The 12978-nt window shown below is 64.2% G+C and carries 10 protein-coding genes and 1 tRNA gene; 1 reads left to right on the top strand and 10 read right to left on the bottom strand.

What is annotated here, in order from left to right:
* Positions 1-128 precede the first annotated feature (128 nt).
* Positions 129-1661, top strand: coding sequence for a fused MFS/spermidine synthase (locus tag ACMUJL_RS01480; protein ID WP_416914089.1), 1533 nt, complete (start codon positions 129-131; stop codon positions 1659-1661).
* Positions 1662-1674: 13 nt separating this feature from the next.
* Here the strand turns inward: ACMUJL_RS01480 and ACMUJL_RS01485 are convergent, their stop codons facing one another.
* The 10 genes from ACMUJL_RS01485 to sufC all read right to left on the bottom strand — a co-directional run bounded on the left by ACMUJL_RS01485 (position 1675) and on the right by sufC (position 12940).
* The gene (locus tag ACMUJL_RS01485) at positions 1675-3243 is read right to left on the bottom strand and encodes an acetolactate synthase large subunit (protein ID WP_375570963.1); all 1569 of its coding nucleotides are present in this window, start codon (positions 3241-3243) and stop codon (positions 1675-1677) included.
* Between the two features lie 15 nt (positions 3244-3258).
* A complete protein-coding gene (locus ACMUJL_RS01490) occupies positions 3259-4827 on the bottom strand; it encodes a class I adenylate-forming enzyme family protein (protein WP_375570961.1) in 1569 nt (522 codons plus the stop codon).
* 45 nt (positions 4828-4872) lie between these two features.
* Positions 4873-6870, bottom strand: coding sequence for a TRAP transporter permease (locus ACMUJL_RS01495; RefSeq protein ID WP_375570959.1), 1998 nt, complete (start codon positions 6868-6870; stop codon positions 4873-4875).
* 168 nt (positions 6871-7038) lie between these two features.
* Positions 7039-8175 (bottom strand): TAXI family TRAP transporter solute-binding subunit, encoded by a 1137-nt coding sequence (locus ACMUJL_RS01500; protein ID WP_068295184.1) that lies wholly within the window; start codon positions 8173-8175, stop codon positions 7039-7041.
* Between the two features lie 281 nt (positions 8176-8456).
* Positions 8457-8533, bottom strand: a tRNA-Arg gene (locus ACMUJL_RS01505).
* A gap of 69 nt (positions 8534-8602) precedes the next feature.
* Complete coding sequence (locus ACMUJL_RS01510) at positions 8603-9823, bottom strand: cysteine desulfurase (RefSeq protein ID WP_068295183.1); 1221 nt, start codon at positions 9821-9823, stop codon at positions 8603-8605.
* Positions 9824-9826: 3 nt separating this feature from the next.
* Positions 9827-10408, bottom strand: a complete 582-nt coding sequence (locus tag ACMUJL_RS01515; protein ID WP_068295182.1) for a Yip1 family protein — start codon at positions 10406-10408, stop codon at positions 9827-9829.
* On the bottom strand, positions 10405-10893 hold the full coding sequence (locus ACMUJL_RS01520; RefSeq protein WP_375570956.1) for a YIP1 family protein: 489 nt from the start codon (positions 10891-10893) through the stop codon (positions 10405-10407). The genes ACMUJL_RS01515 and ACMUJL_RS01520 overlap by 4 nt, the downstream gene beginning before the upstream one ends.
* Positions 10893-12179 carry a Fe-S cluster assembly protein SufD gene (gene sufD / locus ACMUJL_RS01525; protein WP_375570954.1) on the bottom strand — a complete coding sequence of 429 codons (1287 nt, stop codon included), beginning with the start codon at positions 12177-12179 and terminating at the stop codon, positions 10893-10895. The genes ACMUJL_RS01520 and sufD overlap by 1 nt, the downstream gene beginning before the upstream one ends.
* Positions 12179-12940, bottom strand: coding sequence for a Fe-S cluster assembly ATPase SufC (gene sufC / locus ACMUJL_RS01530; RefSeq protein WP_068295177.1), 762 nt, complete (start codon positions 12938-12940; stop codon positions 12179-12181). Before sufC ends, sufD begins: the two co-directional genes overlap by 1 nt.
* Between the last annotated feature and the right edge of the window lie 38 nt (positions 12941-12978).

Genomic DNA, 12978 nt, shown 5'->3' on the forward strand with positions numbered 1-12978 from the left:
GCCCGCAGTTTCACACTTGCGGGTTTTTGAATGGTTGGTGCCAGATTACGGCTTGCAGGACCGCCGCTTTTGTCGCAACTGGATTCAAGCATCGCATCCCTCGGAGAAACCTGCACATGCCATTGACCATGATGGAAGATCGTCCTTCGGTCCTGCCCAGCGTTGCGCTTCTTGTGGTTCTGCAGGCTGCCGTCTCGGCCGCCTCGCTGGTGGTCGAGATCGTGGCAGGCCGGATGCTGGCGCCTTATGTGGGCATGTCACTTTATACATGGACCTCGATCATCGCGGTGGTGCTGGCCGGGTTTTCCGCAGGGCATTGGGCGGGTGGCCGAATCGCCGAGATGCCGGCCCCGCGCGCGCTTTTGTGGACGGGCTGGTCCATGCTGGGGGCGGGCCTGACCACGGCGCTGGCCGTGTTCGTTCTGCGCAGCGGCGCGGATATCCTTCTGCCGCATATCTCGAACCCGATCGGCGCCATTGTCGCGCTTTGCATGATCGCGTTCTTCCTGCCGTCGTTCTTTGCCGGCATTCCGGCGCCCGTGCTGGCGCAGATCTCGGTCGCGGCGGCGCCTGAACAATCGGGGCGCGCGCTGGGGGCGATGTTCGCCTCGGGCGCGATCGGCGCGATTGCGGGCACGCTTCTGGCCGGGTTCGTCTTCGTGGCCTGGCTCGGGTCCGTGGGCACGCTGGCCTTGGTGACGGTCTGCTATCTTGTCGCGGCGCTGTTGTTGCTGTGGCTGGCGCGGCGCGCGGGCGATCCGTCGGGGATGCTGGTGGCGGGTCTTGCCACGCTTGTGGGTTTGCTGCTGGCCGGAGCCACGGTGGCGCAGCCCTCGCCCTGTACCGAGGAAAGCGATTACTTCTGCATCCGGGTCGAAGATGTCTCGGCCGATCCGGACAGCCCCGTCCGCATGATGGTGCTGGACCATCTGGTGCATGGCGTCTCGGCGCGCGACCTGCCGGGCGTCATCTTCTACGATCACGCCGCCCTGCTGGACCTGCTGGCACAAGAGCGGATGGGCGGCACCGATTTCTCGGCGTTCTTCATCGGGGGCGGCACCTTCACCGTTCCGCGCAAATGGTCCACGATGGATCCGCGCCCCGCCGTCACGGTGGCCGAGATCGACCCGACCGTGACCGAGGTGGCGATCCGCGATTTCTGGTTCGATCCTGCCGGGACGCGCATCCTGAACCAGGATGCCCGCACCGCGCTGCGCACCGACGGCAGCCGTTATGATGTGATCATCGGCGACGCCTTTACCGATATCGCCGTGCCCGCGCATCTGGTGACACGGGAATTCTTTGAACTGGTGCGCGATCACCTGACCGAGGATGGCGTCTACCTGATGAACGTGATCGACCACGCCGATCGCATGATCGCGCTGATGTCGCTGGTCCATACGCTCGAGCAGGTTTTCCCCCATGTCGAGGTCTGGACCGAGGCGCGTCGCCCCGAACCGGGCGAACGGATGATCAATATCATCGCCGCGGGGTTCAGCCCTACCGACACGGATTTGCTGCGGGGCATGTCGCCCTCGCCCATCACCTTCGGACGCATCCCCGCCGAGGCGGTGGAACAGATCAAGTCGCTGCGCGCGCCCATCGTTCTGACCGACGATTATGCGCCCATAGACCGGTTGATCGGTGCGGAAAGCTACTGATCCGGCAACCGGATCAGAAGATCGCCTCGATCAGGTAGGGGCCGTCACTGGCCAGACCCGTCTGCAAGGCGGCGTCCAGCCCCGCGCAATCGGTTACCGCTTCGGCCTCGACGCCCATGCCGCGCGCCATCTGCACCCAGTCCAGGTTTGGTCGGTCCAGCGACAGCATGTCGATGGCACGCGGGCCGGGATTGCCGACGCCGACATTCGTCAATTCGCCCCGCAGGATGCGGTAGCTGCGATTGGCGAAGATCACGATGGTGATATCCAGATTTTCCCGCGCCATGGTCCAGAGGGCCTGCAGCGTGTACATGGCCGATCCGTCGCCGGTCAGCGCCATGATCTTTCGCCCCGGCCCGGCAATCGCCGCCCCGATGGCCACGGGCAGGCCATAGCCGATCGATCCGCCGCAGTTGTTCAGCCAGGTGTGGCGCGGTGCGCCCTGCGTCGCCTTGAAGAACCCGCGCCCGGTGGTCACGGATTCGTCCACGATGACGGCATCCTGCGGGATTGCCCGCCCCAGCACCGCGGCGATGGTGTCGGGGTTCAGGCTGCCCGTGGGCAGGTCCGGCAGGCTTGCCTCGGCCACATGGGCGGGGGTTGTTTCGCTTGCGCCCGCCGCCTCGCATATGGCGTCCAGTGCGCCTGCCAGATCGCTTCCGGTTTCAGCCAGCGTGATGATCTGTGCGCCTTCCGCTGTCAGCACCGCAGGTTTGCCGGGATAGGCGAAAAAGCCGATGGGGGCACGCGCGCCCAGCAGCACGATGCGCTTGAAGGGGGCCAGCACGTGCAGCGCCTGATCGATCGGATAGGGCACGCGCGCGACACTGACGCGCCCTGCCCCGCGTTCCATCCGCGCATTGGCCCATTCCGACAGCAACGCGCAACCAGTCGCCGCGCTGATGCGTCCGGCCAGTTCCAGATTGGCTTCGGTCAGCGCGCCGCCGCCCAGCAGCAGCAGGCTGTCGGGGCCCTGCAGCGCGGCAATCGCCGCCTCCAGCTGGCTGCGGTCGAAATCAGGACGCGGCGTGGCGGGCAGCGGTGCGGCCACCACGCCCCCTTCGGTCCAGGCCGTATCGCTGGGCAGGATCAGCGCGGCCACCTGCCCCGGCGCGGTATTGGCCGCCTGCACGGCCTGCGCCGCATCCCGGCCCAGGCTGGCGACATCCGTCGATGTATGGACCCAATGGGATACAGGTCGTGCGATGCCCTGAATGTCCGAGGTCAGGGGCGCATCCAGCGTGATATGGGTTTCGGCATGTTCCCCGATGATGTTGAGCACGCCCGAGCCCGCCTTCTTGGCGTTGTGCAGGTTCGACAGGCCATTGGCCAGACCCGGCCCCAGATGCAGCAGCGTACAGGCGGCCTTGCCGGCCATGCGGTAATAGCCATCGGCGGCACCTGTCGCGACACCCTCCTGCAGGGTCAGGACCGAACGCATGCCGGGGATATGGTCAAGGGCTGCCACGAAATGCATCTCGGATGTGCCGGGGTTGGAAAAGCAGGTGTCCACGCCAGCGGCCAGCAGCGTGTGTACAAGGCTTTCGGCGCCGTTCACGGCGGGGTCTGTCTTGTCGGTCATGTCGTGCCTTTCGGATCAGCTTGGCGCCTCGGCCCAATAGGGCGCGCGCAATTCACGTTTCAGGATCTTTCCGATGGTCGAGCGCGGCAACTCGTCCCGCGCTTCCAGCCCGGACAGGCGCTGGCTTTTGCCCAGCTTCGCGTTGGCCTCGGTGCGGATCTGCTCAAGGCTGCGTGTGGCGCCGTTGCGCAGCACCACAAGCCCGTAAGGCGTCTCGCCCCATTGCTCGGATGGGACGCCGATCACGGCGGCATCGGTCACATCGGGATCGGCCAGAAGCACCAGTTCCAGGTCATTGGCATAGATGTTCAACCCGCCCGAGATGATCATGTCCTTCTTGCGGTCGGACAGGACAAGGAACCCGTCTGCATCGAAATGGCCCATGTCGCCCGAGCGGAAATAGACCTCTCCGGTTTCGTTCCGCCAGATGTAGTCGCGGGTCAGGTCATCGCGGCCGAAATAGCCCGCCATCATCGTGGGACCGCGCCCGCAGATCTCGCCGACCTGGCCTTGCGGCACCTCGCGGCCTTCGGTGTCGATCAGGCGGATATCGTTGCCCGGGGCCAGCTTGCCCACGGTATGCAGCTTGTCGGGATGTTCATCCGCGACCAGAACGGTGACGCCGCCGCCTTCGGTCAGCCCATAGTATTCCATCAGCTTGCCCGGAAAACGCGCCAGTACATCGGCCTTCACATCCGCGCGCAGCGGCGCCGAGGTCGAGAATTTCACCCGCATCGAGGACAGGTCGAAGGCATCGAAATCCGGCACATCCATGATGCGCTTGTATTGCACGGGCACCAGCATGGTGTGGGTGATGCGTTCCGCCTGCACGATGCCGAGATATTCGCGCGCGTCGAACTTGGGCATCAGGTAGACGGTCGATCCCCCAAAGAGCGTGGGGACAAAGGACACGATCGTGGTGTTGGAATAGAGCGGCGTGGAAATCAGCGTGCGCGCGTTGTCGTCATAGCCATTGGGCGTGACCCGGTCCATCTGTGCGGCGCGCATCCAGTGATCATGCAGGATGCCCTTTGGCGTGCCCGTGGTGCCCGAGGAATAGATCAGGTTGAAGGCATCCCTCAGATCGATCGGCACCATTGGGTCGGTCGTGGCTGATGCCTCCAGTGCCTGCGCCATGCAGGTGTATCCGGGGGCGGCGAAATCCATCGCGTAGCGCTCGATCTCCATGTCGCCCAGGAAATCCGCCACCAGATCAAGGTATTGCCGTGCTACGAAAACCGCGCGCGCGCTGCAATCGGCCAGCATCTTCTGCAAAGCCTCGCCCGAAGCCATCGTGGATAGCGGCGTGACGCAGCCGCCCGCGCGCAGGATGCCCATGAACAGCACCGCGTAATCGGCCGAATTGGGCGACAGGATCGCGATGCGGTCGCCCTTCTGCATCCCCTGCCCCAGAAGCAGGTTCGCGACACGGTTCATCTGCGCATCGAAGGCGCCCCATGTCAGCCGGGTCTGGCCACAGACCAGCGCCAGCTTGTCAGGATGGGCGCGGGCATTGTCACGGATCGCTTCAACGATGCTGCGCGTCGGCGGGGTGCCGGATGAGGGCGGGTTGATCGTGATCATCTGGGTCTTCCGGTTCTGCGGAGGGTCTTTGTTGCCGCGATCGTGTCAGGCTGTGCGCGGCTCTGCAAGCCGTGCGCGCCAGGCGACCCATAGCGGCAAGGCACAGATCGCCAGGCCCAGCAGGAAGGATGCCCCGTAGCTGAGCGCCAGCAGGTCCGTCTTGGGCTTGGCGATCAGCACGCCGCCGATGAACAGCATCACCCTGAGCGGCAGCGCCATCGCCCCCCGGATCGGCCCGACCAGGCTGACATAGCCCTGCAACGAGGCCGAGATCATCAGCACGCCCACCATGGCGCAGGACAGCGCGACCGCCACCTCCCATGCCGGGGCCTGACCGACAAGCGCGGGGTTCAGCACGAAGAAGAAGGGCATGATGTAGATCACGCCGCCCAGGCGCATCGCCTCGAAGCCGGTGGCGATCGGGTTCGATCCCGCCATGGTCGAGGCTGCGAAAGCCCCCAGCGCCACGGGCGGGGTGATGAAGCTGACCATGCCCCAGTAGAGGATGAACAGATGCACCGCCAACTGGTTCAGGCCGCCCGCCTCAAGCGCGGGGGCCAGCACGACCGCAAGGAAGATGTAGCAGGCGGTCACGGTCATCCCCATGCCGAAGATGAAGGCCGTGATCGCGCCCATCAGCACCAGAACCAGCGTGTTGTCGCCCGCGATGAAGACCAGTTCGTTCACCAGCGTGCCCGCAAGACCCGTGGCCGAGAACGAGCCGACGATCAGGCCCACGCCCAGAAGGATCGCGGTCAGTTCGGCAAGGCCCATGCCGACGCCGACGATCATGTTGGTCAGTTTCTGCAGATCCAGCCTGTGGCTGGAGCGGAACTGGTTCACCACCAGCAGCAGCACCGTTGCATAGAACGGGGCCGAAGTTTCGCGGCGCATCACGATCATCATGAACAGCAACAGCGCGAAGACGAAGATATAGGGCCAGCCTTCCTTCATCACGTCGCGCAGCACCGGCAGATCGGGCTTGGGCAGGCCACGCAGGCCGCGCCGGGCGGAATAGGCATCGATCTGGGTGAAAAGGCCCCAGTAAAACAGGATGCTCGGGATGGCAGCGGCCAGCGCGATGTCGACATAGGGGCGCGACAGGAACGAGGCCATCACGAAGGCCGTGGCCCCCATGATCGGCGGCATCAGCACGCCCCCGGTCGAGGCGCAGGCCTCGGTCGCGGCGGCGGTCTTGGCCGAAAATCCGGTCTTGCGCATCGCGGGGATCGACACCGCCCCCGTGGTCAGCACGTTCGAGATGACAGAGCCCGACATCGAGCCCATGAAACCGCTGGCAAAGATCGACACCTTGGCCGCCCCGCCGCGATACCCGCCGACCAGCCCCAGCGCCAGATCGTTGAAGAACTGCCCCCCGCCCGTGCGTTGCAGCACCGCGCCGAAGAGGATGAAGCCGATCACCACGCCGCCGAAGGCTTTCATCGGGATGCCGAAGCTGCTTTCGGCCGAAAAGATGTGATAGGGCACCGTCTGCATGAAGGTGCTCTGAAATCCGGTGAAGGGATCGGGCATGTGGCCCGCGAAAGTCGGATAGAAGGCGAAAAGCGTCACGATCAGGAACAAGACCAGACCGCCCGCGCGGCGCGTCGCCTCGAGGATGAGGAAGAAGAACAGGACCGCCACGTATTGCGCCTCGATCGGGGCGGCATATTCCCAGCCCTGCGAGAGGTTCATCTGCGCGGTCTGTCCCAGGTAGGCGGTACATCCCAGTGACAGGGCAAACAGGATCCAGTCCAGGATCGTGGGCTGTCCGCCCTTGCCGCCGCGCATCTGGAAGATCAGGAAACTGAGCGCCAGGAAAAGCCCGCCCAGAATATAGAGATAGCGCCCGTCGATCAGCACGATCCCCATGAATTTCAGGTTGAAGAGCTGGTGCACCACAAGCACGAGGCCCGCCAGTGTTCCCGTGATCACCACCCAGCGCGCCAGCCCGCCAATCCGTTCCGCCGGGGTCGAGCCGTCGATGGCGACCTCCTCGAACGCGGGTTTCGTTGCTTCGGCGGAAGGTTTCGCACTGCTCATGGCTTGTCCTTGGTCTTGTCGGGGGTCTTGTCAGGATCACGCAGCACCGTGGTGCGCGCGATGCGCCCCGGGGCGGCCGCAGCTCGGGCGCCGCGTGGAAATGGGGTCACATCGTCAAGACGCCCGGCCGAAGATCCTCCGGCCGGGCGAAAGGGTTACAGACCCTTCTTAGAACACGACGTCAAAGCCGTTGTCGGCCAGTGCCTTGCGGCGTGCTTCGGCCCATGTGGCGTCCCACTCGGCGGGCGCTTCGGCCTTCAGCGCATCCCATGCGGCCTTGAGCACGCCCTGACGCTCGATCAGGCGGTCGTTGTGCGCCTGTGCGGCATCGGTCCACAGACCCTTTTCCTTGAAGAAGCGGATCGCCCCTTCATGGTAGGGCACGACCCATTCCATGTCCTGCTTGTCGATCGACCAGCCACCGATGCCCGGTGCCTTGCCGTCATAGGCGGGGAACAGCTCGACCATGGCCTTGGTCATGTTGTAGGCCATGTCCTCGGCGGTGGAATCCGTCGCGATCAGCACCGGATAGGGATAGCCCGCACCCTGGTAACCGGGCGTGCCGTCGATATTGGCGCCAACGGTCGCCAGGTTCGGCGCGAAGAAGGGCGCGATCTTCTGCATCGCGGCCAGGCCTTCGGTGTTGGCGGGATCGATCGGCGGCCAGAACAGGCCGCGCGGGCCGGCTGCGGCCTCATAGGCCTTGCCCGAGTTGGTCGAGGCAAAGGCCGCATCGACCTGGTCTTCGATCAGGCCGGTCCAGCTGGCGCCGAAACCGCCGAATTCGACGCGGGTCACATCATCCCAGGTCAGGCCGCCATAGGCCAGGTATGCTTCGGTGTTCACGTTCAGTGCGGGTGCGCCCACGATATAGGCCACGCGCTTGCCCTTCAGATCGGCAAAGGTCTGGATGCCCTCGTCGCCAGCCACACCCACGGCCAGGTTGATCGCGCCGCCATTGTTGGCCAGCAGCACGCGGATCGGCTGCGGGCCCCAGTTTTCGGCGCCGAAATCGAAGGCGCCTTCCTGCGCCATGAAGCTGCCGCCCACACCGGTCGCCGAGAAGTCGACGCGACCCTGGCGCAGCGGTTCGGTGCGCGACACGTCGTTCTTGCCCGGCAGCACGCGCAGGTTGATGCCGGCGGCATCCTGCAGGGCCGCACCGATGGCGACGGCCTGGTTATAGCCGGCCGAGCCGGTGTCGTAGGCGGTCCAGGACAGCTGCTTGGGCAGGTCGATGCCCTGGGCGCTGGCCATTCCGGCTGACATGGTGACAGCCGCGACCGCAGCGAGAATCGGTTTCATGAAGTCCTCCCTTTTTTATCGAACGAAACACACGGGTCCGCCGCTCCCTGCCGCGCTTTTGCGGCCTCCTCGGAAATTGCGGAATTAGATTTCGCAGTGCGGTTACGATAGGGACGGGTCACCGCCCCTGTCAACCCGCCGATACCATCACGGCCCCGTGATTTTGCCGCCCTCCCCGTCCCCGGCCTGACGGCGCGACGCAGCGGGCAAAGATTGCAACCGCGCCAGCATCCTGCAGGCACGGTGAATTCAGACAGGAAACAGGTTTCGGGGGGGGGAGATGGCGCACCCGAGAGGATTCGAACCTCTGGCCTCTGCCTTCGGAGGGCAGCGCTCTATCCAGCTGAGCTACGGGTGCATCTGCGGGTGGAATAGGACAAAGAACGCGCGCCCGCAACCGGTATTTGGGGCGCGCGCAGGTCGTGGATCAGGCGAAAAGCTCGTGCGCCAGTTCCAGCGCGTCGATCAGCACATCGACCTCGGCCTTCGTGTTGTAAAGTCCGAAAGAAGCCCGGCAGGTCGCGTTCACGCCCATATGGGTCATCAGCGGCCCCGCGCAATGCTGACCGGCCCTTACCGCCACACCCTTCTTGTCGAGGATGGTCGAGATGTCATGGGCATGCGCGGCCCCATCCATCGTGAAGGAAAAGATCGCGGCCTTGTCGGGCGTGGTGCCCTGGACACTGACCCAATTGAGGCCGTCCAGGCGCGCGCGCGCATAGTCGCGCAAGTCGCGCTCATGGGCGGCGATATTCTCCATCCCCAGCCCCATCATGTAGTCCAGCGCCACGCCCAGGCCGATCGTCTGGACAATGCCGGGCGTGCCGGCCTCGAATTTCATCGGCGGATCGTTGTAGGTGACGGTATCGCGGGTGACCTCGCGGATCATGTCGCCGCCACCGATGAAGGGGCGCATCTCGGCCATGCGAGCCTTGCGGACATAGATCGCACCGCTGCCCGAGGGGCCGTAAAGCTTGTGGCCGGTCACGGCGTAGAAATCGCAGCCGATATCCTGCACGTCGACGGGCATGTGCACGGCTGCCTGGCTTCCATCGACCAGAACGGGCACGCCCTTGGCGCGCGCCCCCTCGCAGATCGTCTTGACGTCCACGACCGTGCCCAGAACGTTGGACACATGGGTGACCGCGATCAGCTTGGTGCGGGGGGTGATCGCGTCCAGCACCTTGGCGGGGTCCAGCGCGCCGGTGGCATCCACATCGACCCATTTGATCACCACACCCTGCCGTTCGCGCAGGAAATGCCATGGCACGATATTGGCGTGATGCTCCATGATGGACAGGATGATCTCGTCACCCGCCTCCATGCGGGGCATGGCCCAGCCATAGGCGACCATGTTGATGCCTTCGGTCGTGCCCGAGTTGAAGATGATCTCATCCTCGGACCCGGCCCCCAGAAAGCGTGCCACGATCCCGCGCACCCTTTCGTAATTGTCGGTCGCAAGGTTCGAAAGGTAATGCAAGCCCCTGTGAACATTCGCATATTCATGGGAATAGGCCTGCGTGATCGCGTCGATCACCACGCGTGGTTTCTGCGCCGAGGCGCCGTTGTCCAGATAGACCAGCGGCTTGCCGTTCACCTGCCGGGATAGGATCGGGAAATCGGCGCGGATCGTTTCGACATCATACATGGGTCAGCTCATTTCGGTTGCGGGGACGCCGATCAGCGCCAACAGGAAAGACAGGCCGACGACGATGCCGACCGCCGTCATCAGAAGCACCACAAGTGCCTTGGCGAGAGAGCCGAACCGGTGCGCCACGTCCAGAAAGTTCAGCAGCAGCCACAGGCTGTAGAAGGCGACGACGATCGTCGCCATCATGCCAAGCGGCGGCATGATCATGGTCAGCAGCAACAGGCCGGCCTGTGCGACCAGCCGCAGGTATTGCAGCCAGACCAGCAGCACCGTCACCTCGGCCAGCGACCCGCGCCCACCCAGCATCGTGCCCATCCAGGTCAGAAGATGCATCGAGATGACCATGCCGCCCGCCAGTACCACGGCGTAAAGGATCGGGTTGAAGAACAACCCCGGCATCGGGAAGGCGGCGGGAAAGATCGCCATGTTGATGCTGAACAACAGCGCGCTGAGAACGGATGCCAGCGCCAGCGCCGTCCAGAGAACCGGCAGGCCCAGGTTCAGCGCGATCAGCCGCTCGCCCGTGCCGCGCGGATCGCGCAGCGTGTCCATGGCAAGGGCTGCAAGGTCTTTCAAGGTCATCGCGTCTCTCCCCATCCGGCCTGGCGCAGGCCGGCGATCCAGAACCAGGCAAAGGCGGCAAACCATACCGCTCCGGTCAAGCGCAACTGTAGGCCTGGCCCAATGAAACCGCCCACCAAACCGACCAACAACGCCAGCGGGCTGGCCGCCAAAAGAGCCCAGAACAGAGCCATGCGCGCCTTGTAACCCGTACTTTTTCCACCGAATAGCCGCAATAATCCATGACTGATCAAGGCCACAACATAGAAGACCAAGGGCAGAACAAACACCACACCGAACAGCCGGGCTGCCATCAGCATCTGCGGCTCTTGGCCGGTCAAAATCGCCTCGCGAGAAGCATTGGGCCAAGTCGCGATAAACATCACAAAGCAGGCGCCCAGCAGGATTGCCAGTGCACGATCTTCGCGCGGGCCATCGGACATGAGCCGGGCCATCACTCGGCCCGGCGCCCTGTAAGTCGCCAAGATTTCAGTCGTGACCGGCATCAACCGCCCCTGCGGTCCAGCCAGCCGGTCAGGCGGCTCACGATTTCTTCGCGCAGCCCTTCGTCCTCGATCTCGTCCACGGCTTCGGCCAGGAAGGACAGGACCAGCAGATCGGTGGCCTCTTTCCTGGGCACCCCGCGCGAACGCAGGTAGTAAAGCGCGTCCATGTCGATCGCCCCCGAGGTCGAGCCATGCGAACAGGCCACGTCATCGGCATAGATCTCAAGCTCGGGTTTGGCCAGGAACTGGCTGTCGCCATCCAGCAGAAGCGACTGGCTGATCTGGTAGCCATCGGTCTTCTGTGCGCCTTCCTTGACCAGGATCTTGCCCTGGAACACGCCCACGGCCCCGTTGCGCAGCACCTTCTTGAAGACCTGGCGGCTTTCGCAATTGACCGCGTCATGGGTGATGAACACCGTGTCGTCGTGATGGAACGCCCCGTCGCCCATGGCCGCGCCCGCGATATGGGCCACCGCATCATCGCCGGTCAGTTCGATCACCGCCTCGTTGCGGGTCATCACGCCATTGACGGTCAGGGTGAAGGACTTGAACTGGCTTTCCGTACCCAGACGGGTAAAGACATGGGTCGCGGCGCGGCGTTCATGGTCGCGCCCCTGCGCCCGGATGTGGTGGAAGCGCGCGCCATCGGCCACCTCGACCTCGAGCACCTTGTTGAAGCGCGCGGCGGCGGGTCCGTTTTCCAGCAGGGTCAGTTCCGCGCCTTTTTCCAGCTTCACCACGTGATGCAGGATCGCGTCCGAGGTTTCGGATGCATGGGTATAGATCAGGCTGACCGGTTTCGCGGCCTTTCCCGTCACCCGGATCAGCACCCCATCGGTGGCAAAGGCGCTGTTCAGCGCCGCCAGCGGGCGGTCCACGGGTTTTTGACCACGCGCTTCGAGTACACCGTAAAGATCCTTGGCCCAGTGGATATCCGCGCCCGAGGCGGTTTCAAGCCTCTCGATCTCGACGCCCGACATGGTCAGGTCATCGCTGGCCGCAGCGTCGAAGACACCGTCGACAAAAACGATGCGCAGCCTGTCAACGCTGTCGAAGACAGGGGGTTCCTTGCCATCGAACAGCGCTGCCGCCGGCGCATCCGCCTGGGTCAGCGTATCGGGGCGGGTGTAGCGCCAGTATTCGTCACGCCGCGCGGGCAGGCCCATGGCGCGCAGTCGCGCCAGCGCCTCGGCCCGGGCCGCAGCGATCCACTTGCCGCCCTTGGGCATCTCAAGCGCGGCGATCCGCGCCTCGGTTGCGTCCTGTTTCAGTTCCGCCTTCGCCATTACGCTGCCCCCGCTTCGGCCAGCAGATCGGCATAGCCGTTCTTTTCGACTTCCAGCGCAAGGTCGGGACCGCCGGTCTTGATGATGCGGCCATCGGCCATGATATGCACCACGTCGGGTTTGATATGGTCCAGCAGACGCTGGTAATGCGTGATGACCAGGAAGGACCGGCCCGCATCGCGCAGCGCGTTGACCCCGTCGGACACCAGTTTCATCGCATCAACGTCCAGACCGGAATCCGTCTCGTCGAGGATGCACATCTTGGGTTCCAGCATGGCCATCTGCAGGATCTCGTTGCGCTTCTTCTCGCCGCCCGAAAAGCCCACGTTGACGGGACGCTTGAGCATGTCTGCGTCGATCTGCAGGGTCTTGGCCTTCTCGCGGATCACCTTGAGGAATTCGGCGGCGCTCATCTCGTCCTGGCCGCGCGCCTTGCGCTGTGCGTTCACGGCGGTGCGCAGGAAGGTCATGTTGCCCACACCGGGGATTTCCACGGGATACTGGAATGCCAGAAACAGGCCCGCCGCGGCGCGCTCTTCGGGTTCCATCTCGAGGATGTCGACACCGTCCAGCGTGGCTTCGCCTTCGGTCACTTCATATCCGTCGCGACCCGACAGAACATAGGACAGGGTCGATTTGCCCGATCCGTTCGGACCCATGATCGCATGGACCTTGCCCGGTTCGATCACCAGATCGACACCTTTCAGGATGGCCTTGTCCTCTGCTTCAAGCTTGACGTGCAGGTTCTTGATTTCCAGCATGTTTCTTCCTTTCCGTATTTCCTTGTCCCAAGCGGTGC

The organism is Seohaeicola sp. (assembly GCF_048006315.1).
In the GTDB taxonomy this organism is placed as follows: Bacteria; Pseudomonadota; Alphaproteobacteria; order Rhodobacterales; family Rhodobacteraceae; genus Seohaeicola.